Genomic DNA, 22,518 nt, shown 5'->3' with positions numbered 1-22,518 from the left:
ATATTGCAGAAAAAAGAACAATAATATATAGTAAAAGGAAGAGATAGAAGTAAATAAGCAAGCTTAGCAAATGTCTAGATGAAAGAAAGGAATAAAAAATGAAAAAAAAATCTCCTCGCCTACAATTAAATATAAGATTAACCCCAGAACAAAATGAACTAATAAAACAAAAATTAGAACAAACACAAATATCAAAAACTCAGCTAATAATAGACAGCATAAACAACAACCCAATATACATAATACCCAACCTAGAACAAACAATATCGCAAATAAAATACCTAGGAAATAAAGTAAACGAATTATCTAATAAAATAGAAACAAAAGATGAAAATACAGAAAAACTACTACAAGAAATCCAGCAAGGATGTGATGAATTTTGGCAATTATTAAAGTCGTTAAAGCAGGAAAAACAAAAGCGAGTCTAAAATCAGCTCTAAATTATATTGCTAATGAAGAAAAAATAACCACAATAACAGGGAAAAAATTAATAACTCCATTGAATTGTTGGGGTTCATTAAAAAATATATATGATACAATGATAGCAACAAAAGAGCTATATCGAAAAGCAGTAGATAATAAAAATAGTGAAATGTATAAACATTTTCAGCAATCATTTAAGCCAAATGAAATAACTCCAGAAAAAGCCCATGAAATAGGAAAAAAATGGGCAATGCAAAATTTTGCTCAAAATGGTTTTGAAGTATGTATATGTACACACCTAGATACAAAACATATACATAATCACTTTATCATCAATTCAGTAAATGCTATAACAGGAAAGACAATAGAAATACATGCCAATAAAACTTTAGAAAAATTAAAATATAGTTCTGATGAATTATGTAGAAAATATAATTTATCAGTTATTGAAAGAGATATATTTGCTCAAAATAAAAATCATGAATATAATATGCGTAAAAAATATAGCTTTTTAAGAGAACAATTTAGAGATTTAACGTGGCAGAAAACAGTTTATGATAAAATAATAGATATTTTAAATAAAAGTAGAAATAAAGACTTTAAATATTTTGAGCAGGAATTATTAAAAGTTGGCATAAAACTGGAGCATGAACGTTTAAAGAAAGATTTTATCTTTAATTATATTGATGAAAATAGAAAAGTTAGTGATAAAACTTTAGCTAAAACTTTTCATGATGATAAAATTCTACGTAGTAATATTGAAATGATATGGGGAAAAACTCTTCAATATGATTTAGATAAAAAAATATATTTATCCGAAAAAAAACAAGGATTTTATAATTTGATAGAGAATTTAATAAAAATAATTGATAATATAAATAAATTAAATATAAAAACTAAAATAGAGTTTTATATATTTATGGAAAAACAAGGTTGGTTAATAAAAGAAACTCAAACAGGTAAAGCTTTTTATAATCAAGAACATGATAGGTATTTATACGATAATACTATTTATAAAATTTTAGAAAATAAAGCGTATTGTTTGAAATATATAGAACAAAATTTAATGTAAAAGGGGCTTTACTAATGGGAGTAGCAATGAAAGGTCATTTATTGGCACTATTTACAATCATCTGTTGGGGAACAACATTTATATCCACTAAAATATTATTAGTAGATTTTTCGCCAATTGAAATATTATTAACAAGGTTTGTAATCGGTCTTAGTATTTTATATATAATCAGACCAGAACCTTTGAAGTTAAGGCATGAAGAACATCGTTTATATTTGGTAGTGGCAGCATTATCAGGAATTACTTTATATTATTTGATGGAAAATATTGCATTGACATATACATATGCTTCAAATGTTGGAATTATTTCATCAACAGCTCCTTTTTTTGCTGCTATTTTAGCTAGTTTTACATTGCGAAAACATGCAATAACAGGGCCTTTTATTGTAGGATTTATAATTTCAATGATAGGTATAGTATTTATTGCCTTAGAAGAAAGTAGTTTGAATATCAATCATAAAGGCGATATCTTAGCTTTAGGAGCTGCTGTTTTATGGGCTGTTTATGCTGTAGTATTAAAGAAAATTTGTGCATTTGGCTATGATATGATAGTTATCACAAGAGAAATTTTTCTTTATGGCGTAATTTTAATGATACCACCAGTTATTTTTATGGGTTTTAATATTGACTTAATTTATTTATTGGAACCAGTAAATTTAGCAAATATGTTGTATTTAGGAATTGGTGCTTCAGCAATTTGTTTTTTGACATGGAATTTCGCTACGAAGTATTTAGGTGTGGTAAAGACTACAGTATATATATATGCTAGCCCAGTGGTAACAGTAATTACTGCTTATTTAGTATTAAATGAGCCAATAACTTTATATAAATTAATAGGTATGATATTGGCTATTGTTGGCTTAGTCATATCACAAAGATGAAGAAAGCTCTCAGATATTCTGAGAGCTTTTTATTATAAGCCTAGATTTTCGCCTACTAGGATAACTTTTATTTTTTTTTCTGGACGACAAATACGAGTAGTAACTATATAAGCACAGCAACTATCACTATATAAGCAATCATGACAAGAACCAGTTTGATTACATGGTGTTTTAGCATTAGGAAAACGTTGCACAACGCTAGGAGCAGCTATATTTCTAGCACGAGCATAAGCATCATCTAGAGTTTTTACTACTTTATTCATACCGGCAATTATAATTACATTTTTAGGTCCATAAATCATGGCAGCAACACGATTGCCGTTACCGTCGATATTTACTAATTGAGCATCTTCACTGATAGCATTAGAGCTCATAAGGAAAGTATCACAAAGTAGAGCTTTACGCATGAGGTCAAGTCGTTCTTCTGGTGATTTGGCACTATCGCGGTCAATTACTTGATAATGTTCTTTTACATAGGATAATAAATTAATTTCATCAATAGAAATAGAGCCTCCCCATGAAACAACATCTTTTTTAGGGATTAATTTAATTGCTTGGGCTAAAGCTTCTTCTTTGGTGCTACAGTAATAAGCTTCAAAATGACGTTTAGTTAGAGCTTTTACTACATTAGGGCCTAGTTTGTCATAACGCAATTGTTGAGGTAAATTTCTAGCCATAAAATCATCTCCAATATAAATAGTATTTACTTATATTATAATATAAAATTTCTTTATCAAGGATATATAATAATGAAGAAAAATAAGTACTTAATTAAATTGATATTTACAAAAGAGATTTAAATCTATATTATATTAAATATATAAATATTAATAATAAAGTTTATTAGTAATAGATTGCGGAGGTTAATTATGGGTAAAATTATTTTAACAGGAGATAGACCTACTGGTCGTTTACATATTGGTCATTATGTAGGTTCTTTAAAAAGACGTGTAGAATTGCAAAATTCTGGAGAATTTGAAAAGATTTTCATTATGATTGCTGATGCTCAAGCACTTACAGATAATGCAGATAATCCAGAAAAAGTTCGTCAGAATGTATTAGAAGTAGCTTTGGATTATTTAGCTTGTGGCATTGACCCTAAAAAATCTACAATTTTTGTGCAATCACAAATCCCACAGCTTTGTGAATTGACATGTTATTATATGAACCTTGTTACTGTATCTCGTTTACAGAGAAACCCTACAGTTAAATCTGAAATTCAAATGCGTAATTTTGAAGCAAGTATTCCTGTTGGCTTTTTAGCTTATCCAGTAAGTCAGGCTTCTGATATTACAGCTTTTAAAGCAACAACTGTACCAGTTGGTGAAGACCAAGAGCCAATGATTGAACAGACAAGAGAAATTGTTCGTCGCTTTAATATGTTATACAATACAGAAACTTTAGTAGAACCAGATATCTTACTTCCAGATAACAAAGCTTGTTTACGTCTTCCTGGTATTGATGGTAAAGCTAAAATGAGTAAATCTTTAGGAAACTGTATTTATTTATCTGATGAAGCTAATGTCATTAAACAAAAAGTAATGAGCATGTATACAGACCCTGATCATATTAAAGTTTCTGATCCAGGAAAAATAGAAGGTAATATAGTATTTATTTACTTAGATGCATTTTGCAAAGATGAATATTTTGCTAAATATTTACCTGATTACAATAATTTAGATGAATTAAAAACTCATTATCAACGTGGTGGTCTTGGTGATGTTAAAGTTAAAAAATTCTTGAATGCTGTATTACAAGAAGAATTTGAACCAATTAGAAATCGTCGTAAAGAATATCAAAAAGATATTGCTTATGTATATCAGATTTTAAAAGAAGGTTCTGAAGTAGCTCGTGAAGTGGCTCAACAAACGTTGCATGAAGTAAAAGATGCTATGAAAATAAATTATTTTGATGATATTGAATTATTAAATCAACAGATTGATAAATACAAAGAAGTTAAATAATTATTTTAGGAAAACTTCCCATAGAATTTTATTTTTTAGATTTTATGGGGAGTTTTTTATTTTTAATAGCAATAAAATAACTTTAATAATAAATGCATATTTTTTCATTTTTTTCGATAATAAATTTAAAGTATTACTAAAATATAATAAAATAAGAATGTCTTTTAACAGAGTACTAGATTGTAAAATATAACTTTACATTAAGTTTATGCTGTTAATGGATATAAATAAATTGTTAACTTGTGAAATTGATATTTTCTTCTTAATATGGACATTATGATAAATAAAAATATAATTTTTAAGAAAATAATCTGTATTTATTAGATTTTTGTTTGCTTTATATAAAATTTTAGTAAAAACAAGAGCTTTTTACGTAATTTATGTAAAAATAAAAATGTTTTTAATGTGTATTTAGTATTGCACTTTGTACAATACTATTGTACAATATATCATGATTTTATAAAAAAGGAGATTTTATTTATGAAAAATCATGATTTCATGAGCCATGAATTAAAATTGCCTGAACTTACACTTAGAGGGGTTATACTTGGTTTATTTATAACAATAGTATTTACTGCATCTAATGTGTATCTAGGATTGAAAGTAGGACTTACATTTTCTTCTGCTATTCCAGCTGCAATTATTTCTATGGCTATCTTGCGTATGTGCAAGGATTCTAATATCTTAGAAAATAACCTTGTACAGACTCAAGCATCTGCTGCTGGTACATTATCCGCAGTAATTTTCGTTATTCCTGGTTTATTGATGATTGGTTATTGGCAAGGCTTCCAATTTTGGCAAACTTTAATGATTTGCGCATGTGGTGGATGCTTAGGGGTATTATTCACTATTCCACTTCGTCGTGCAATGGTAGTTAATACAGATTTGCCTTATCCAGAAGGTCGTGCTGCTGCTGAAATTTTGAAAGTTGGTAGTGCTAGCGAGAAAAAAGGCGTTACTGGCATGAAAGATATTGTAAGTGGTGGTGTTGTCGCTGCACTTATCAATCTATTTTCTAGTGGATTTGGATATCTTTCCGCTGAAATGATGAATTGGATTCATTTGGGCAAAAATGTAGTAACTTGTCTTCCATTAGGTTTTTCTCCTGCTTTATTAGGTGCAGGTTACCTTATTGGTCTTGCTAGTGGTTTAGCAATTTTATTTGGTTTAGTTGTTACTTGGTTAGGTTTTGTACCATATTTCATGTCTATATCTGATATTCCAGTTGGTGTAGATATCGGTGAAGTAGCTACTAGCATTTGGTCTTCTAAAATTCGTTTTATGGGTGCAGGTACAATTGGTATTGCTGCTATTTGGACTTTAATTACTTTATTAAAACCTATTTTAGATGGTATTAAAATGTCTATTAAAGCTGTATCTGATAATAGTGTATCTAACGATAATTTACATCGTATGGATACTGATATGACACCAAAAAGTATTGGTATTGTATTCGTATTAATTATTATTGGTTTAATAGGTGTATTCTATTCTTTCTTAGCTGGTGGCAATTTATCCACAGGTATGACTTTGTTGTACATAGTAGTTGGTATTATTGTTGCTGTAGGTATGGGTTTTTTCGTAGCTGCTGCTTGCGGTTACATGGCAGGTCTTATCGGTACTTCTTCCAGTCCAATTTCTGGTATTGGTATTTTAGGTATCATTGTTTCTTCCCTTGTAGTATTAGCATTAGGTAACCTTGCAGGTTTATTCAGCTCTGAATATGGTACTTTATTTGCTACTGCATTTGCTATTTTTATCACAAGTGTTATTACAAGTATTGCTGCTATTTCCAATGATAACTTACAGGATTTAAAAACTGGTTTACTTGTTGGTGCAACTCCATGGAAACAGCAGGTAGCTTTATTAATCGGTTGTATCGCTGGTGCGATCGCTATTGCTCCTGTACTCAACTTACTTTATGAAGCATATGGTTTCCCAGGTGCAATGCCTCGTCCTGATATGGATCCCAATCAGGTATTGTCTGCTCCACAGGCTACTTTGATGGCAACAATTGCTAAAGGTATTTTCAATAATAGCATGGATTGGTCATATATTCTTTATGGTGTAATCTTTGGTATTATTATTATCATCATTGATGTATTCTTGAAAAAATCTACAAAAAATCTTAGCTTACCACCTCTTGCTGTAGGTATGGGTATATATCTTCCTCCAACTTTACAGATGCCACTTGTAGTAGGTGCTGTACTTTCTTATGTAGTAAATCGTTATTTACGTAAACGTGCAGAAGTTCGTAGCCCTCAGAATGTTGCTAATGATGTAGATACATGCAATCGTCGTGGTATCTTATTTGCCTCTGGTATGATCGTTGGTGAATCTTTAATGGGTGTATTACTTGCTGGTGTTATCGTTGTTTCTGTAACATCTGGTGGTAGTGAAGCTCCACTTCGTATGGTAAGCGATAGCTTTGGTGATACAGCTCAATGGCTCGGCTTATTAGTAAATATTTTATTAATTATTGAATTTGCTCGTCGTGTTATCACTGCGAAATTAAATAAATAATTAGTGTAATAAAAAACGACATCTATGATAATTTGAGTAGAAGTCGTTTTTTTATTGTTTAATTGTAGGATTTCTTTTATAATGTTTATATGTATTTTTTAGAATTTTAGGGAGCAAAGAAGATGAATTTTGATTGTAAAAATACGATTATACGACATAGAATATTTAAGAAATGTTATAATGAGATAGCTAAAGAGGAAACAAATCGTATTTTTTGCCGACATGATATGGGTCATTTTTTAGATGTGGCTAGATTGATGATGATTTTAAATGTAAAAGAAGATTTAAAAATTAGCGATGATATGATTTATGCGACAGCTTTACTACATGATATTGGTCGTCATATTCAATATCGTCAAGGAATTGGTCATGAAATATCTAGTGCGCAGATTGCTCCTTTAATTTTAGATGATTGCGATTTCACTGTAGAAGAAAAAAATCAAATCATTGAAGCTATTTTAAAACATAGAGATAGTAAAACTAGTGAAGAAAAGAATTTAAATGGGTTATTATATCGAGCTGATAAAATGAGCAGGGCTTGTTTTTGTTGTCAAGTTGAGCCTATTTGTAATTGGAAAGATGAAAAGAAAAATTTAAAATTAAAATATTAATTATTTGAGGTATTTTTTATGAAAATTGGTAGTAGAGAGTTTGATTTTGGTAGACATACTTATATTATGGGAATTTTGAATGTAACACCTGATTCATTTTCTGATGGCGGTAGATTTAATTCTTTAGATAAAGCTTTATTTCATGCGCAAGAAATGATAAAAGAAGGTGTAGATATCATAGATGTTGGCGGAGAGTCAACAAGACCTGGTGGATATACGCTTTTAAGTGATGATGAAGAAATATCACGTATTGTTCCTGTTATTGAAAATTTAAAAAAAGAGTTTGATGTGCCAATATCTTTAGATACATATAAGGGAAATGTAGCTAAAGAAGGAATAAAAGCAGGTGCTGATTTAATCAATGATATTTGGGGCTTAAAATATGATGATATTTTAGCAACAGTTATAGCAGAAAATAATGTAACTTGCTGTTTGATGCATAATCGCAAAGATACAAATTATAAAGATTTTTTGACTGATGTAGTGAAGGATTTACAAGAAACTATAGATATTGCTCAAAATGCTGGAATAAAAGAAGATAAGATAATTTTAGATCCTGGTATTGGTTTTGCTAAAACATATGAGCAAAATTTAATTATGTTAAAAAATTTATCTAGTCTACACAAATTGAATTTTCCTTTATTATTAGGAGCTTCAAGAAAATCTGTGGTGGGATTAACTTTGGACTTACCTGCTGATGAGAGAGTAGAAGGTACAATTACTACATCTATTATGGCAGTGTTAGCAGATTATGATTTTGTACGAGTTCATGATATAAAAGAAAATTTAAGAGCTATAAAAATGGCAGAAGCTATAAAATATGCTGGAGGTAATTTTTGATGGATATAATTCGCATTGATAATTTAGAAGTATATGCTTATCATGGAGTATATGATGAAGAAAAAGAAAAAGGTCAGTATTTTTATGTTAATGCTGAATTATATACAAATACAAGAAAAGCTGGCATGAATGACGATTTAGACGCTTCTACTAATTATGGAACAGTATGTGATTTTATTCATGATTTTATGACTAAGCATACTTATGATTTGATTGAAACTGTAGCTGAACAATTAGCACAGGCATTATTATTAGAATTTAAATTAGTAAAAAGTATTTTATTGGAAATTAGAAAACCACATGCACCTATCGAAAAGGAATTTGAGTCCGTATCTGTAGAAATTGAACGTGGTTGGCATGAAGCTTTTGTAGCGTTTGGCTCTAATTTAGGAGATAAAGAGAAATTTATAGATGAAGCTATTGAAGCTTTGAGCAATTTACCACAGATAAATATAGTAGCTATTTCAGATAAAATTGTTACAAAACCATATGGAAATGTGGAACAAGATGTATTTTTAAATGGTGTTATGAAGATAGAAACACTTTTACCAGCAGATGAATTGTTACAGATTTTGCAAAAAGTAGAGGAACATGCAGGTAGAGAACGTAAAATACATTGGGGACCTAGAACTTTAGACTTAGATATAATTTTTTATGATGATGATATTATAAGTGAAGATGATTTGATAGTTCCGCATCCAGATATGAAAAATCGTGATTTTGTATTAAAACCATTAATGCAGATTGCTCCGTATAAATTACATTCGGTATATAGAAAAACTATCAGTGATATGTATGCTGAATTGATGGCTAAAAAACAATAGTAATAAAAAAGTTGTAATCAAATGATATATAATCAAGTGATTACAACTTTTTTGTTATTTAATAAATTGTTTAATTGTTTGTTCGACTAATTCTAAGTCTACAGTGGTATTATAACAAGGACCATTAGGTCGGATATTTAAAACTCCAGCAGCTGGTAGCGGATATACGTCTTGTATGCCACTTGTTAAATCACGTTCACAAGCAATAGCTAATAACATTTTAGGGCGGAGTTCTTTGGCGATTTTACGAGCTAAAGTTCCACCTGTTGCCACACGGAAATGAAAACCCATTCTATTTGCCATATCGATTAATGGTCCAATAGTACATTGATTGCAATGCTTACAATTATTGATATCATGAGTTATTTTGTGTGGGCAAGTTGCGAGTTGTAGACAGTGTGGGGAGATAACTAATAAGTCTTTAGCTTCTACTTTGATGTTTTTATGTGTGAGTATATAGTTATTTAAGGCAATAAAAGAACGTTCAATTTCACGTCGTCCTATGCCGAAGATTTTTCCCCACAATATGATAATAGGGAAAAGAAAATTGATAAAATTGAAGATATATTTATCAAGAAAAGAAAAGACTTTTATATTTGCTATGTTGAAAATCATATTTAGAATGAATAGACAACAGAAAATAAATAAAATGCTAACAAAGGTAAAGGCAATAAAAGCTAAGTCTAAGACAACTAGGCGTGGATAACATAGCCAGATAATTAAATAGGCGAGAAACATTATACTAAATAAGCTAATAGTAGCTAATTTTATAAATAAGCGTTTTTTAGTATTTTTTAAAATATCATTATACATATAGTTTATCCTAATCTTTCGTGTAGTGTAAAATTGGTAAAAATTAGTAAGAAAGCGAAAATAGCTAGGCTACTTTCGCTTGTTACGTTTAGATAAAAGATACATTATTTTCAAGTTCTTGTTTATGACCGTTTATATATGAACTTGCTGGCATTTTTGCTTTATTAGGTGGTTGGATTTCAAGAAGTTCAATAGCACCTTCACCTGTAGCCACAATAATACTTTGTTTAGTTAATTTTATGATTTGACCAGGATTTCCAGTTCCTGTAGTTACTCTTGTTTGCCAGATTTTAAATTTCTTATTGTTTAAAGTAGTATAAGCGACTGGCCAAGAATTCAATCCGCGTACTAAATTATGGATATCTTGGGCAGATTTTGTCCAATCAATGCGACAATTATCATTGTTTAACATTTTAGCATAGCAAGATAAATTGTCATCTTGTTTTTCACGAGGAGTTTTATTTTCTTCGATTAATTGAACTGTTTGCAATAATAAATCAGCACCTTGAACCATTAATTTGTCATGAAGTTGTTCTGTAGTCATATCTGGAGTGATTTCAGTAGTAGCTTTTAATATCATATCGCCAGTATCTAAACCAACGTCCATATACATAGTAGTGATACCAGTTTCTTTATCGCCACTGATGATTGACCAGTGGATTGGAGCTGCACCGCGCCAACGAGGTAATAATGAACCATGTACATTTACACAGCCAAGTGGCGGTATATCAAGTATTTCTTTAGAAAGAATTTGACCAAAAGCAACAACGATAATTAAATCAGGCTTTAATTCGCGAAGCTTGGCTACACATTCTGGTGTTTTGATTTTTTCTGGCTGATATACTGGTAAATTATGTTTTAGAGCATATTCTTTGACAGGGGACATAGCTAATTTTTGACCACGTCCTTTTGGTCTGTCTGGTTGTGTATATACAGCAGTTACATTGTAGTGTTGATTTAAAATATCTAAGCAAGGTACAGCAAATTCTGGAGTACCCATGAAAACAATATTTTTTATTGGCATGGAAAACACCTCTTATTTTTGAGCTTTATGAAGATTATTGGCAATATCGATAAATAATCTTCCATGTAAATGGTCTATTTCGTGTTGAAGGCAACGTGCAAGAAGTCCTGTAGCAGTAATGCGATGACGTTTTCCACGACGATTTAAATATTCAACGCTTACTTTAGCAGCACGTTCTACTTCACCATAAATTTCTGGTACACTTAAACAGCCTTCAGTGTCTATCTCAGTGCCTTCTTTGCGAATAATAGTAGGGTTGATGAGTTCTAAAAGTCCTTCACCTACATCTATAACTACTACTTGGATAGATTGACCAACTTGTGGTGCAGCAAGACCTACACCATTAGCTTTATACATAGTTTCTGCCATATCATCAAGTAAAGTACGGATTGTTTTATCAATTCTTTCAATTGGTTGAGCTTGTTGTTTTAAAACAAGGTCACCAGCTTTTTTTATATCTAAAATAGCCACGAAAATTCCTCCTATAAATTCAAAATTAACTGATATAAATTTTAACATAGGAAAGAGTATAAAGCAAAGATAATAGTATTTATGGTATAATAAGAAATGTCAAAAAATTGAATTGGAGAATAATAGCTTATGAATAGAAGTAGAACATATTTGACACCAAATCGACATGAAAAATACATGGTAGTAGATGGCTATAATATAATAAATGCATGGGAAAGTTTAAAGAAATTCATCAATGATGATTTAGATTTTGCTAGAGAAAAATTAATTCATCTTTTAATGGAATATGGACAATATGAAAAATATGATATTACTATAGTTTTTGATGCACAATATACTAATGCGGAAGAAAATGTTGAAGAAAAATCTAAACATTGTAAAGTAGTTTATACAAAGGAAAAAGAAACAGCTGATAGTTATATTGAACGCAGTGTATATGAAGCTACTAAATATTATGGTAGAGAAGTATATGTAGTAACTTCTGATGGAGCAGAGCAGTCTTTGATTTTAGGAGCAGGAGCATATCGTATTTCTGCAAATGAATTATGGCGAAGAATAAAACATAGCAAAAAAAATATTCGCGATGAATATACAGGTGAGCATGTATTGCCATTGAGAAGAAGTGAAATCGGCTCAAGAATAAATGATGAAGTTATGGCAAAATTAGATGAACTCAGAAAAAGAAAAAGTTAAATGAAATAATTTAGATTTAATAATATGATGATAAGTTATTGTAAATAGTAGAAATTATTTTATAGAGATATTTTTTGTATAAATGTATAAAATCTTGCATAGATAAATTTTCTATGCTATACTAGTTAAAGAAGTTAATTTGATTATTCCTTAAAGAGTGGGTAGACGCCCACTCTTTACTTTATATTGGGGATAATATTACAGGAGGTGTTTCGATGGCAAATCGTGTGGAAGAAGCAGTTGAAAAAATTGCTGAAGAAATTTTAGCTAATACTGATTATGAACTTGTTGATGTAGAGTATGTAAAAGAACGTGATTGGTTTTTACGTGTATACATCGATAAAGAAGGTGGCATTGGCCTTGATGATTGTCAGGAAGTAAGCGGCCTACTGGATGAAAAGCTTGAAGAATTAAATATTATCAATGACCGCTATATTTTGGAAGTGTCTTCACCAGGACTTGACCGTGCGTTGAAAAAAGAAAAAGATTTTAAACGCGAAATGGGCAAATTGGTGGATATTACATTATATAAGGCTATTGATGGTGAAAAAATGATAACTGGTAAATTAACTGGTTATACAAAAGATATTATTACTATTGATGAAACTAGAGAAATAGCATTAAAAGATATTGCTTTAGTTAGATTGCATATTGATTTTTAAATTAAGATTAAGGAGTAAATGTAATTAAATGGCAACCAAAGATAAAGGCTTTTTAGATGCGTTAAAAGAAGTTGGACAGGAGAAAGGCATAGCACCAGAAGTATTATTTGAAGCAGTTGAAGCAGCATTAGTATCTGCTTATAAAAGAAATTTCAACACTGCTTCTAATGTGCGTGTGTATTTAGAAAGAGCAACTGGCGAATTTCATGTATACGCTCAGAAAAAAGTTGTAGAAAAAGTGGAAAATAAAGTTACAGAGATTTCTTTATTACAAGCTCAAAAACAATTTGGCGAAAGCATTGTTTTAGATGATGTAGTAGAAGTAGAAGTAACACCTGCTAACTTTGGACGCATTGCAGCTCAAACTGCAAAACAAGTAGTAGTACAGCGTATTAGAGAAGCAGAACGTGGTATTATTTATGAGGAATATTCTAACCGTTCTAGTGATATTTTAACTGGTACTGTACAGAGAATGGAAGGTCATAACGTATTTATTGACCTTGGTAAAACAGAAGCTGTACTTGCACCATCTGAACAGATCAGCACAGAACAATATAAACATAATGATCGCATTAAAGTTTATGTAGTAGAAGTAAAAAGAACTTCCAAAGGTCCTCAGATTTTAGTATCTCGTACACATCCTGGCTTATTGAAAAGATTATTTGAACTTGAAGTACCTGAAATTCAAGAAGGTACAGTTGAAATTAAATCTGTAGCTCGTGAACCAGGTATGCGTTCCAAAATAGCGGTATTTTCTGCAAATGAAGAAATCGATCCAGTTGGTTCTTGTGTAGGTCAAAAAGGTTTACGTGTTCAAGCTGTAGTAGATGAACTTCGTGGCGAAAAAATTGATATTGTAAAATGGAATGAAGATCCAGCAAAATATATAGCAAATTCTTTAAGCCCTGCAAAAGTTGTATCTGTTGCAGTAAATGAAGAAAAGAAAATGTCTAGAGTAATCGTACCAGATTATCAATTATCTTTAGCTATTGGTAAAGAAGGACAAAACGCTAGATTGGCTGCAAAACTCACTGGTTGGAAAATTGACATTAAGAGCGAAACTCAAGCTGCAGAAGAAGGTTTTGATTCAGACGATATGAACATGGTTAATGTTGTAAGTGAAGAATCTTTTTCTGTAGATTAATAATAGGGAGCGATAAGTAATGAAAAAACTTCCTGTTCGTTTATGTGTGGGTTGTCAAGAACCTCATAATAAACGTGAAATGATTCGTATAGTTAAAAGTCCAGAAGGTGAATTCAGTGTAGATTTCACAGGTAAAAAATCTGGACGTGGTGCTTATATTTGTAAGAATATTGAATGTCTAAATACAGCAGTGAAACAGCGTCGTTTAGAAAAATCTTTTAAATGTCAGATAGATAATTCAGTATATGAACAGCTAAAAGAGGAATTTGCCAAACTTGATGAATAATAAGGTTAAATTAATAAATATTGTAAGCATTGCATGTCGTGCTGGTAAAGTTATGTCTGGAGAATTTGTCATTGAAAAAGCTTTAAGTAGTAAAAATAATATTAAATTGATATTATTGGCAAATGATGTTGCTGATGCGACAAAAGCTAAATATGAAAAAATGGCAAAAAATAGTAAAGTTTTGTTGAGATATACAGAACTTACAAAAGATGAGATGGCAAATTCTATTGGGAAAACTGATAGAGCAGCTATAGCGATTTGTGATGAAGGCTTTAAGAAAGCCATTTTAAAGATATTGGATAATTGAAAACCCTGGGGGTGGCTTAATGTCCAAATATAGAATTTATCAATTAGCTAAAGAGTTTTCTTTAGATAGTAAAAAAATAATTGATATTTTAAATAAAAATAATGTTAATGTTAGTAACAACCTAAACTTGGTTGGCGAGAAAGAACGTGAGGTTATAGCTAGTATCGTGAATAATAAAGATAATAATAAACAACAAACAGCAAAAAAAAATAATCAGCAGAATGTAAATCATAAAAATAATAATTCTGCAAATAATAATAACAACAATAATAAAAACAAAAACAATCAGAATAATACACATCAGAACAATAATCGCAATAATACTAGAAATAATGCTAGTGCAAATGAACATAAAACAAAAAATACTCCAGTAAATAATACTGCTAATAATAAAAATCGTAACAATAAAAATAATCGTCCACAAAATAACGATAAAAACAACAATCGCAATAACAATAAGAAAAATAATAACAACAATAATAATTTTAATAATAAATTTGCTGGCAATAAAAAGAATAAAGGCAAAAATACTAAGCCTGTAGTGGAAAACAAACCACAAGAAATCATTCGTCCAAAACATATTAAAGTTGGCGAAACAATTACAGTTAAAGAATTAGCTAGTAAAATGACATACCCTGTAACAGATGTTATCAAAAAATTAATGTTACTCGGTACAATGGCTACAATCAATCAGGAACTTGATTTTGAAACAGCTTCTTTGATTGCAGAAGAATTTGGTATTGCTGTAGAAGAACTTCCACCTGAAGTTGATTTAACAGAAATCCCAGAATTTGAAGATGACCCTAAAAACTTAGCACTTCGTCCTCCTGTTGTAACAGTAATGGGACATGTTGACCATGGTAAAACTTCTTTACTTGATGCTATTCGTAAAACATCTGTAACATCAAATGAAGCAGGTGGTATCACTCAGCATATCGGTGCGTATCAAGTTATGTGTAATGGTCAAAAAATTGTATTCTTAGATACACCAGGTCATGAAGCTTTCACAGCTATGCGTGCTCGTGGTGCTCAGGTTACAGATATAGCTGTACTTGTAGTTGCAGCTGATGATGGTGTTATGCCTCAGACTTTAGAAGCTATCAACCATGCTAAGGCAGCAAAAGTGCCAATCGTTGTAGCTATCAATAAAATGGATAAACCAGGTGCAAATCCTGACCATGTAAAACAACAGCTTGCTGAACATGAACTCATTCCAGAAGAATGGGGCGGTACTACAATCATGGTACCTGTTTCCGCGAAGAAAAAAGAAGGTATTAATGACCTTTTAGAAATGATCTTATTAGTAGCAGAAGTACAGGAACTCAAAGCTAATGCTAATCGCGAAGCTCGTGGTGTAGTAATCGAAGCACGTCTTGATAAAGGTCGTGGCCCTGTAGCTTCTGTACTTGTACAAAATGGTACACTTCATATCGGTGATTTTATTATTGCAGGTACTGCTTGTGGTAAAGTTCGTGCAATGATCAATGACCGTGGTGAAAAAGTTAAAAAAGCTGGTCCTTCTATGCCAGTAGAAATCTTAGGTCTTGCTGATGTTCCAGAAGCTGGGGACGAACTTGCAGCATTAGATGAAAAACTTGCTAAAACTATTGCTGAAAAACGTATTGAAAAACAGCGTAATGAACTTATGCGTTCTAAGAAAGTTTCTTTAGATGATTTATTCAATCAGATTAACGAAGGCGATATCAAAGAATTAAATATCTTGATTAAAGCTGACGTTCAAGGTTCTGTAGAAGCAGTATCTTCTTCACTTTTAGGTCTTAATAAAAATGAAAGCGAAGTTCGTGTAAGTATCGTTCACTCTGGCGTTGGTGCTGTAACTGAATCTGACGTAATGCTCGCTTCTGCAGCAAATGCTTTAATTATTGCATTTAACGTACGTCCAGATGCAAATGCACGTAAATTAGCTGATACTGAAAAAATTGATATTCATACTTATCGCGTAATTTATGAAGCTATCGATGATATTCAGGCAGCTATGAAAGGTATGCTTGCACCTAAATATAAAGAAGTAATTCAAGGTAAAGTAGAAATTCGTCAAGTTATGAAATTCTCCAAAGCTTTAGTTGCTGGTTCTTATGTACTTGAAGGTAAAGTATGTAACAACTCTAAAATCCGTATTATTCGTGATAATATTGTATTATACGAAGGTCAGATTGAATCTTTACGTCGTTTCAAAGATGATGTAAAAGAAGTAGCAACTGGTTATGAATGCGGTATTACTATTGATAATTATCGTGACTTTAAAGAAGGCGATATCCTTGAAGTATATGATATGGAAGAAATTCCACAGAAATAAGGAGTATATTAATGGGAAGCGTTCGTATAGAAAAAGTACAAGAATTGATTAAACAAGAAGCTAGTGAAATCATCATGAGAGAATTGAAAGACCCTCGTATCGGTTTTGTAACTATTACAGAAGTTGATGTATCTAGTGATTTACACAATGCTAAATTATATGTAAGTATTTTAGGCAGTGATAAACAAATCGAAGATACATGGAAGGGCTTAAATTCTTCCTTAGGTTTCATTCGCAGAGAATTAGCGCATCGTATTCGTTTAAAATTTATTCCAGAAATTAAATTTTTCATGGATACTTCACTTCAATATAGTGCACATATTCAAGAATTATTGATAAAAGTGCAAAAAGATGAGGAGCAAAAATAATGGAAGTAACACTAAAACAAGCTGGTGAATTAATTGAAAAAGCTAATAAAATAGTGTTATCTTCTCATGTAAATCCTGATGGTGATAATGTTGGTTCAACTTTAGGGCTATATCATGCCCTAAAGGGAACTAATAAAGATATAAAAATTTTATTAGATGATGATTTACCAGATAATCTCGGTATGATGGAAGGTTTAGATTTATATCAAAAACCTCAAGATGGTGAGATTATAGAGTGTGATTTACTTGTGATTTTAGATGTTGATGTTGACCGTATCGGCAGAGTAAAAGATGTAGTAAAAGCACCTATTTTGAATTTAGACCATCATATATCTAATACAAAAGTATCTGATTATTGCTATGTTGATGCTAAAGCGGCAGCTACAGCTCAAATTGTCTATAGTTTAATAAAAAAAATGAATTGGCAATTTAATTTAGAAGCAGCTACATGTATTTATACAGGTCTTTGTTCTGATACAGGATTTTTCTGTTATAGCAATACGACACCGTATACATTAAAAGCTGCTGCGGAATTATTAGAAATTGGTGTAAAACCAGATAAAATTTCTGAAGTATTTTACCAACGTTCTTTTTCTAGTGTAAAGGCAGCTGGAAGAGCTATAGATACTATTGAGTTATATCATGATGGCAAAATTGCTTTGATGATTATTGATAAGGCTTTAAAAGAGTCTGCTGATAATACAGAGGGCTTTGTTAATTTTGCTAGAAATATTCGTGGTGTAGATGTAGCTGTAATGATTAAATATGCTGATGATGGAGTAACTAGAGTAAGTATGCGTTCAAAATCAGTAAATGTCAGTGAGATTGCTCAATCTATTGGCGGTGGCGGTCATATTCGTGCAGCTGGTGCGACTGTATATAAAAATCTTATGGAAGCAAAAGATATCGTACTTAATGCTATTATCAAAGGAATGAATAAAGAAAATGCCTAATGGATTTGTAAATGTTTTGAAGGCACCAGGAATAACTTCACATGATATTGTATCTCATTTACGTAAAGTTTATGGATTGAAAAAAGTTGGTCATGCTGGGACTTTAGACCCTGCTGCTGCTGGAGTTTTGCCAGTGGCACTTGGAAAAGCTACAAGAATGCTTGAGTATATGGACGATGTAGATAAGTCCTATAAAGTAGAAGTAACTTTTGGTCTAAGTACTGATACTGGTGATGACACTGGAAAAATCATTGAAACGATGGAAAATTATATTATGCCTACAGATGAAAAAGTAAAAGAGGCATTAGAAACATTTCGTGGTGAAATAAAACAAAGACCACCAATGTATTCAGCTATTAGAATTAATGGTGAAAAAGCGTATAATTTGGCTCGTAAAAATATAGAAGTAGAAATGCCAGAAAGAGATGTTGTCATTCATGATATTAAATTTCAAGAGATGACACAAAATGGTTTTATTTTTGAAGTAGTTTGTTCTAAAGGTACTTATATTCGCAGTTTATGTATGGATATTGGTAAATATTTAGGAATACCTACAGTGATGAGTTTCTTAATTCGCACTCATGTGGGAGCATTTAAATTAGAAGATGCATTTACTACGGAAGAAATAGGTTTATTACCACATATGGCGCTATTATCAATAGATTTTCCGATAAAGCATTTACCAAAATATGTTATTTCTGATGAAGAAGCAGTAATGATTAAACAAGGTAAACAAATTGCTGTTAAAGAAGATGAAGAAGTAACAGAAAAATTTATTCGTTTATATAAAGATAAAGAGTTTGCTGGTATAGGTCGTTATGTATTTAGCGAACATAAGATAGCACCACATAAGGTAGTAGTATAAAATGAGAAATATAAGAGTATGAATGATAAGAAATTCATACTCTTTTTTCATAAAGATGATATTTATTATATGATATAATCTGATATAGATAATAAAATATAAGGAGAATTATTTTGCAAGAAAGATTACAAAAATTTTTAGCTCGTACAGGGATTGCTTCTCGTCGTGGAGCAGAAAAATTAATTACAGATGGTAAAATCCGCGTCAATGGGGTAGTTGTTACTGAATTAGGTACGAAAGTTGACCCAGTGAAAGATAAAGTTTCTTATAATGGAAAAATGCTTAAAGTAGAAGCAAAAAAAGTTTATTATATGCTCAATAAACCAAAAGGGTATATCTCTAGTGTAAAAGATGAAAAAGGTAGAAAAACAGTTGTAGATATTTTATCTGATGTAGAAGAAAGAATTTTCCCTATTGGTCGTTTGGATTATAATACAGAAGGTTTATTATTACTCACAAATGATGGCGAATTTATGAATAAATTATTGCACCCTAAGTATGAAATTGGCAAAACTTATGTTGCAAGAATAGATGGCATTATTAATATGGAAGATTTGGATAAATTAGCAAATGGTGTGAAATTGGAAGATGGTAAGACTGCACCTGCTGATGTGTATTTAGATTCCATAAATAAAACTTTGAAAGAATCTCGTGTGGAAATCACTATTTATGAAGGGAAAAATCGTCAAGTTCGTCGAATGTTCAAGGCTTTAGGATATGAAGTTAAAGCTTTAAAACGCATAGCTTTTGCAGGTCTTACTTTGAGTAAATTAAAACGTGGAGAATATAGAAAATTAACTGAAACTGAATTATTGCGTTTGCGTAAAAAAATAGGAGATAAATAATGCGTAAAGTTATTGTTGTTGGCGGTGGTGCTGCTGGACTCATGGCGGCTGTCAGTGCTGCACAAAATGGTGCAGAAGTGATGTTATTGGAAAAAAATAATCGCTTGGGTAAAAAATTATTAATTACTGGTAAAGGTCGTTGTAATGTAACAAATACAGCACTATTGCAAGAGTTTGTAAAAAATATTCCTGGTAATGGTAGATTTTTATATAGTGTATTTAGCAAATTCTTTAATTGGGATATCAGAAGCTTTTTTGAAGAATTAGATGTGCCATTAAAAGAAGAACGCGGTGGACGAATTTTTCCTGTAAGTGATAAAGCCATTGATATTGTAAATGCTTTTGAAAAGATATTGCATAGATTAGCTGTACAGATAAAGTTAAATGAAAGTGTAAAATTTTTAAAAGTAGATAATAATAAAGTAACAGGTGTAATCACTGAAGAAGATAAATTATATGAAGCCGATGCTGTTATTTTAGCTACAGGTGGCTCATCTTTCCCTGGAACAGGTTCAACAGGTGATGGTTATCGCATGGCAAAACAGATTGGGCATACTATTGAAGATTTATTTCCAGCACTTGTACCTTTAGAATGTGAAGAAGATTGGGTAAAAGATTTCCAAGGCTTATCACTTCGCAATGTAAATTTAAAGGTATTAGTTGATGGTGATGTAAAAAAAGAAATGTTTGGTGAAATGTTATTCACTCATTTTGGTGTAAGTGGGCCAATTATTTTGACTTTAAGTCGTGATATTGCTAAATGGTTAAGAGAAGGAAAAACTGTAGAATTATCTTTAAATCTTAAACCTGCTTTGACAAAAGAACAGCTTGATAAACGAATTTGTAGAGATTTTGAAAAATATAGTAGAAAACAAATAAAAAATGCTTTAGGCGATTTATTGCCAAGCAAGATGATTAGTACAGTGATTGATTTAGCCTTTATTGATGAAAATAAATTTGTAAATCAAATAAGCAAGGCTGAACGTGAAAGATTGGTTGACTTATTGCAAGATATGGTGATGACTGTTACAAAGACAAGACCTCTTAGCGAAGCTATTGTAACAGCTGGCGGTATTTCTACAAAAGAAATAAATCCTAAAACTATGGAGTCAAAACTAATTAAAGATTTGTATTGTGTTGGCGAAGTAGTAGATGTGGACGCTTTTACAGGTGGATATAATTTGCAAGCAGCTTTTTCTATGGGCTTTGTTGCTGGTGAAGCTAGTAGTTTAGAGTAATATTTTTTAGTAAATAGTTTTTTTGAAAAAAATTTCATGCTATACTATAAATTAGATAGGATTTATTTAATTTTATAGTAAGGTGGGATTGAAGCTCGATGAAAATATCAACTAAAGGTAGATATGCATTGCGATTGATGTTAGATATCGCATTAAATGATGCAAAAACACCGGTTCGAATAAAGGATATTGCTGAACGACAGCAGATTTCAGATAAGTATCTGGAACAAATAGTATCTAGTTTAAATAAGGCAGGATTTGTAAAAAGCTTGCGTGGACCGCAGGGCGGATATCGACTGACTAAAAAACCAGAAGAGTATACAGTAGGCATGATTTTACGTTTGATAGAGGGAAGTTTAGCCCCAGTAGCTTGCCTTGATGATGATATCAATAATTGTACACGTGCAGATAGATGTCCAACATTAATTCTTTGGGAAAAATTATATGATGCTATAAGTGAAGTTGTGGATAATATTACTTTGGCGGATTTAATTAGTTGGCAAAAAAATATGAAGTAGAGGAAAAAGATTAATTAATATGCCTACTAAGGTAAATTAATTAATCTTTTTTTGTAATTAATTTTATTGTGGAGAATAAGGAGGGTATCTTAATGTATGATGAATATATAGAAAAACAATTGGTAGAAATCAGTAAATGGGAACAGCAAAAACCCAGCGTAGTCAATACTGGCATGAATAAGATTTTTTCGCCTATGAGTAAATTTACAAGAAAAGTAATTCCAGAGGTGGTAGTGGAAAAGGCAATATATCATGCTCATGATATTGGTCAAAAATTGGCAAGTAAAAATGATATTTTGAAAAATGCTGGTGTAAATACTATCGAAGAATTACGTCATAAGGATTTGGCTTTATCTGATAAGTTAGCTAGTAATGTGCATAAATGGGCGATAGGTTTTGCTGGTTCTGAAGGGTTTGCTACTGGGCTTGGCGGTACAGCAACAATGGTAGCTGATGTGGGGGCTGTTATAGTTTTAGCTTTTAGAACTATTCATAAGATTGCTATGTGTTATGGATATGAAGTGAAATCAGCTGAAGATAAAGAATTTGTGTTGAATATTTTGTCTGTATCAGGTGCTAATGATATGAAGGAGAAAAAGGAAGCATTATTAGCATTGAAATCAGATTTTTTACAAAAGAAAATAATTGAAGAAGTTTTAATGAGTAATTTAGTCAAAAAAGTCGCTAAACAATTGGGTATTAATTTGACTAAACGTAAGTTGATGCAGATAATGCCGATTATAGGAGCAGGCATAGGTGCAGCAGTTAATGTTTCATATATAAATGATATTGCATGGACAGCTCGTCGTTCGTATCAATTAAAATGGCTTGCTGATAATGAATATATAGATGCTAATAATTTGAATAATATTTAAG

The 22,518-nt window shown here is 31.2% G+C and carries 25 protein-coding genes; 21 read left to right on the top strand and 4 right to left on the bottom strand.

The window, feature by feature from the left end; all coding sequences use genetic code 11:
- Positions 1 to 98: 98 nt before the first annotated feature.
- The 3 genes from BMX03_RS00880 to BMX03_RS00870 are packed head-to-tail and all read left to right on the top strand — an operon-like array spanning position 99 to position 2,376.
- Entirely contained in the window at positions 99 to 428 is a 330-nt protein-coding gene (locus tag BMX03_RS00880) for a plasmid mobilization protein (RefSeq protein WP_022227656.1), read from the top strand.
- Positions 380 to 1,495: a relaxase/mobilization nuclease domain-containing protein gene (locus BMX03_RS00875; RefSeq protein WP_091693243.1), complete on the top strand. Its 1,116-nt coding sequence runs from the start codon at positions 380 to 382 to the stop codon at positions 1,493 to 1,495. The genes BMX03_RS00880 and BMX03_RS00875 overlap by 49 nt, the downstream gene beginning before the upstream one ends.
- A gap of 14 nt (positions 1,496 to 1,509) precedes the next feature.
- Complete coding sequence (locus BMX03_RS00870) at positions 1,510 to 2,376, top strand: DMT family transporter (RefSeq protein ID WP_075555453.1); 867 nt, start codon at positions 1,510 to 1,512, stop codon at positions 2,374 to 2,376.
- Positions 2,377 to 2,408: 32 nt separating this feature from the next.
- Here the strand turns inward: BMX03_RS00870 and BMX03_RS00865 are convergent, their stop codons facing one another.
- Positions 2,409 to 3,053, bottom strand: coding sequence for a lactate utilization protein (locus tag BMX03_RS00865; protein ID WP_091693239.1), 645 nt, complete (start codon positions 3,051 to 3,053; stop codon positions 2,409 to 2,411).
- Between the two features lie 192 nt (positions 3,054 to 3,245).
- Here BMX03_RS00865 and trpS point away from each other — a divergent pair, with 192 nt between their 5' ends.
- The 5 genes from trpS (at position 3,246) to folK (ending at position 9,138) form a co-directional block, all read left to right on the top strand.
- Positions 3,246 to 4,340 (top strand): tryptophan--tRNA ligase, encoded by a 1,095-nt coding sequence (trpS, locus tag BMX03_RS00860; RefSeq protein WP_091693236.1) that lies wholly within the window; start codon positions 3,246 to 3,248, stop codon positions 4,338 to 4,340.
- Positions 4,341 to 4,820: 480 nt separating this feature from the next.
- Positions 4,821 to 6,863, top strand: a complete 2,043-nt coding sequence (locus BMX03_RS00855) for an OPT family oligopeptide transporter (RefSeq protein WP_091693233.1) — start codon at positions 4,821 to 4,823, stop codon at positions 6,861 to 6,863.
- Positions 6,864 to 6,985: 122 nt separating this feature from the next.
- On the top strand, positions 6,986 to 7,474 hold the full coding sequence (locus BMX03_RS00850) for an HD domain-containing protein (RefSeq protein ID WP_022227650.1): 489 nt from the start codon (positions 6,986 to 6,988) through the stop codon (positions 7,472 to 7,474).
- Positions 7,475 to 7,492: 18 nt separating this feature from the next.
- A complete protein-coding gene (gene folP / locus BMX03_RS00845; RefSeq protein ID WP_022227649.1) occupies positions 7,493 to 8,314 on the top strand; it encodes a dihydropteroate synthase in 822 nt (273 codons plus the stop codon).
- Positions 8,314 to 9,138 (top strand): 2-amino-4-hydroxy-6-hydroxymethyldihydropteridine diphosphokinase, encoded by an 825-nt coding sequence (gene folK / locus BMX03_RS00840; protein WP_091693230.1) that lies wholly within the window; start codon positions 8,314 to 8,316, stop codon positions 9,136 to 9,138. Before folP ends, folK begins: the two co-directional genes overlap by 1 nt.
- A 54-nt stretch (positions 9,139 to 9,192) precedes the next feature.
- Here the strand turns inward: folK and BMX03_RS00835 are convergent, their stop codons facing one another.
- From BMX03_RS00835 to def, 3 genes are all read right to left on the bottom strand, one after another.
- Positions 9,193 to 9,951, bottom strand: coding sequence for a DUF116 domain-containing protein (locus BMX03_RS00835; protein ID WP_091693227.1), 759 nt, complete (start codon positions 9,949 to 9,951; stop codon positions 9,193 to 9,195).
- Positions 9,952 to 10,039: 88 nt separating this feature from the next.
- On the bottom strand, positions 10,040 to 10,975 hold the full coding sequence (gene fmt / locus BMX03_RS00830) for a methionyl-tRNA formyltransferase (protein WP_091693225.1): 936 nt from the start codon (positions 10,973 to 10,975) through the stop codon (positions 10,040 to 10,042).
- 12 nt (positions 10,976 to 10,987) lie between these two features.
- The gene (def, locus tag BMX03_RS00825) at positions 10,988 to 11,446 is read right to left on the bottom strand and encodes a peptide deformylase (RefSeq protein ID WP_018999030.1); all 459 of its coding nucleotides are present in this window, start codon (positions 11,444 to 11,446) and stop codon (positions 10,988 to 10,990) included.
- Between the two features lie 129 nt (positions 11,447 to 11,575).
- Here def and BMX03_RS00820 point away from each other — a divergent pair, with 129 nt between their 5' ends.
- The 13 genes from BMX03_RS00820 (at position 11,576) to BMX03_RS00760 (ending at position 22,517) form a co-directional block, all read left to right on the top strand.
- Entirely contained in the window at positions 11,576 to 12,139 is a 564-nt protein-coding gene (locus tag BMX03_RS00820; protein ID WP_018999031.1) for an NYN domain-containing protein, read from the top strand.
- 215 nt (positions 12,140 to 12,354) lie between these two features.
- Positions 12,355 to 12,801 (top strand): ribosome maturation factor RimP, encoded by a 447-nt coding sequence (rimP, locus tag BMX03_RS00815; protein ID WP_008538081.1) that lies wholly within the window; start codon positions 12,355 to 12,357, stop codon positions 12,799 to 12,801.
- A 28-nt stretch (positions 12,802 to 12,829) separates the two neighbouring features.
- Entirely contained in the window at positions 12,830 to 13,945 is a 1,116-nt protein-coding gene (gene nusA / locus BMX03_RS00810; RefSeq protein WP_008538080.1) for a transcription termination factor NusA, read from the top strand.
- Positions 13,946 to 13,964: 19 nt separating this feature from the next.
- On the top strand, positions 13,965 to 14,231 hold the full coding sequence (gene rnpM / locus BMX03_RS00805; protein ID WP_018999033.1) for an RNase P modulator RnpM: 267 nt from the start codon (positions 13,965 to 13,967) through the stop codon (positions 14,229 to 14,231).
- On the top strand, positions 14,224 to 14,538 hold the full coding sequence (locus BMX03_RS00800; protein WP_018999034.1) for a L7Ae/L30e/S12e/Gadd45 family ribosomal protein: 315 nt from the start codon (positions 14,224 to 14,226) through the stop codon (positions 14,536 to 14,538). The genes rnpM and BMX03_RS00800 overlap by 8 nt, the downstream gene beginning before the upstream one ends.
- Positions 14,539 to 14,557: 19 nt before the next feature.
- Entirely contained in the window at positions 14,558 to 16,855 is a 2,298-nt protein-coding gene (infB, locus tag BMX03_RS00795; protein ID WP_022227644.1) for a translation initiation factor IF-2, read from the top strand.
- Between the two features lie 11 nt (positions 16,856 to 16,866).
- A complete protein-coding gene (rbfA, locus tag BMX03_RS00790) occupies positions 16,867 to 17,223 on the top strand; it encodes a 30S ribosome-binding factor RbfA (protein ID WP_008538075.1) in 357 nt (118 codons plus the stop codon).
- Positions 17,223 to 18,176: a DHH family phosphoesterase gene (locus BMX03_RS00785; RefSeq protein ID WP_091693222.1), complete on the top strand. Its 954-nt coding sequence runs from the start codon at positions 17,223 to 17,225 to the stop codon at positions 18,174 to 18,176. The genes rbfA and BMX03_RS00785 overlap by 1 nt, the downstream gene beginning before the upstream one ends.
- Entirely contained in the window at positions 18,169 to 19,041 is an 873-nt protein-coding gene (gene truB / locus BMX03_RS00780) for a tRNA pseudouridine(55) synthase TruB (RefSeq protein WP_091693219.1), read from the top strand. Before BMX03_RS00785 ends, truB begins: the two co-directional genes overlap by 8 nt.
- A gap of 113 nt (positions 19,042 to 19,154) precedes the next feature.
- Entirely contained in the window at positions 19,155 to 19,886 is a 732-nt protein-coding gene (locus BMX03_RS00775; protein ID WP_018999038.1) for a pseudouridine synthase, read from the top strand.
- Positions 19,886 to 21,124, top strand: coding sequence for a BaiN/RdsA family NAD(P)/FAD-dependent oxidoreductase (locus BMX03_RS00770; protein ID WP_091693215.1), 1,239 nt, complete (start codon positions 19,886 to 19,888; stop codon positions 21,122 to 21,124). Before BMX03_RS00775 ends, BMX03_RS00770 begins: the two co-directional genes overlap by 1 nt.
- Before the next feature lie 98 nt (positions 21,125 to 21,222).
- Positions 21,223 to 21,642, top strand: a complete 420-nt coding sequence (locus BMX03_RS00765; protein ID WP_008538069.1) for an RrF2 family transcriptional regulator — start codon at positions 21,223 to 21,225, stop codon at positions 21,640 to 21,642.
- 92 nt (positions 21,643 to 21,734) lie between these two features.
- A complete protein-coding gene (locus tag BMX03_RS00760) occupies positions 21,735 to 22,517 on the top strand; it encodes an EcsC family protein (RefSeq protein WP_091693213.1) in 783 nt (260 codons plus the stop codon).
- Position 22,518 lies beyond the last annotated feature (1 nt).

The organism is Megamonas sp. Calf98-2, assembly GCF_900110235.1.
In the GTDB taxonomy this organism is placed as follows: domain Bacteria; phylum Bacillota; class Negativicutes; order Selenomonadales; family Selenomonadaceae; genus Megamonas; species Megamonas funiformis.
This window is presented reverse-complemented; position numbering and strand designations above follow the sequence as displayed.

Bases quoted from the DNA above. Each gene is read 5' to 3' on its own strand.
- BMX03_RS00880 (WP_022227656.1), top strand. From the start codon at position 99: ATGAAAAAAAAATCTCCTCGCCTACAATTAAATATAAGATTAACCCCA.
- BMX03_RS00870 (WP_075555453.1), top strand. From the start codon at position 1,510: ATGGGAGTAGCAATGAAAGGTCATTTATTGGCACTATTTACAATCATC.
- BMX03_RS00865 (WP_091693239.1), bottom strand. From the start codon at position 3,053: ATGGCTAGAAATTTACCTCAACAATTGCGTTATGACAAACTAGGCCCT.
- trpS (WP_091693236.1), top strand. From the start codon at position 3,246: ATGGGTAAAATTATTTTAACAGGAGATAGACCTACTGGTCGTTTACAT.
- BMX03_RS00855 (WP_091693233.1), top strand. From the start codon at position 4,821: ATGAAAAATCATGATTTCATGAGCCATGAATTAAAATTGCCTGAACTT.
- BMX03_RS00850 (WP_022227650.1), top strand. From the start codon at position 6,986: ATGAATTTTGATTGTAAAAATACGATTATACGACATAGAATATTTAAG.
- folP (WP_022227649.1), top strand. From the start codon at position 7,493: ATGAAAATTGGTAGTAGAGAGTTTGATTTTGGTAGACATACTTATATT.
- folK (WP_091693230.1), top strand. From the start codon at position 8,314: ATGGATATAATTCGCATTGATAATTTAGAAGTATATGCTTATCATGGA.
- BMX03_RS00835 (WP_091693227.1), bottom strand. From the start codon at position 9,951: ATGTATAATGATATTTTAAAAAATACTAAAAAACGCTTATTTATAAAA.
- fmt (WP_091693225.1), bottom strand. From the start codon at position 10,975: ATGCCAATAAAAAATATTGTTTTCATGGGTACTCCAGAATTTGCTGTA.
- BMX03_RS00820 (WP_018999031.1), top strand. From the start codon at position 11,576: ATGAATAGAAGTAGAACATATTTGACACCAAATCGACATGAAAAATAC.
- rimP (WP_008538081.1), top strand. From the start codon at position 12,355: ATGGCAAATCGTGTGGAAGAAGCAGTTGAAAAAATTGCTGAAGAAATT.
- nusA (WP_008538080.1), top strand. From the start codon at position 12,830: ATGGCAACCAAAGATAAAGGCTTTTTAGATGCGTTAAAAGAAGTTGGA.
- rnpM (WP_018999033.1), top strand. From the start codon at position 13,965: ATGAAAAAACTTCCTGTTCGTTTATGTGTGGGTTGTCAAGAACCTCAT.
- BMX03_RS00800 (WP_018999034.1), top strand. From the start codon at position 14,224: ATGAATAATAAGGTTAAATTAATAAATATTGTAAGCATTGCATGTCGT.
- infB (WP_022227644.1), top strand. From the start codon at position 14,558: ATGTCCAAATATAGAATTTATCAATTAGCTAAAGAGTTTTCTTTAGAT.
- rbfA (WP_008538075.1), top strand. From the start codon at position 16,867: ATGGGAAGCGTTCGTATAGAAAAAGTACAAGAATTGATTAAACAAGAA.
- BMX03_RS00785 (WP_091693222.1), top strand. From the start codon at position 17,223: ATGGAAGTAACACTAAAACAAGCTGGTGAATTAATTGAAAAAGCTAAT.
- truB (WP_091693219.1), top strand. From the start codon at position 18,169: ATGCCTAATGGATTTGTAAATGTTTTGAAGGCACCAGGAATAACTTCA.
- BMX03_RS00770 (WP_091693215.1), top strand. From the start codon at position 19,886: ATGCGTAAAGTTATTGTTGTTGGCGGTGGTGCTGCTGGACTCATGGCG.
- BMX03_RS00765 (WP_008538069.1), top strand. From the start codon at position 21,223: ATGAAAATATCAACTAAAGGTAGATATGCATTGCGATTGATGTTAGAT.
- BMX03_RS00760 (WP_091693213.1), top strand. From the start codon at position 21,735: ATGTATGATGAATATATAGAAAAACAATTGGTAGAAATCAGTAAATGG.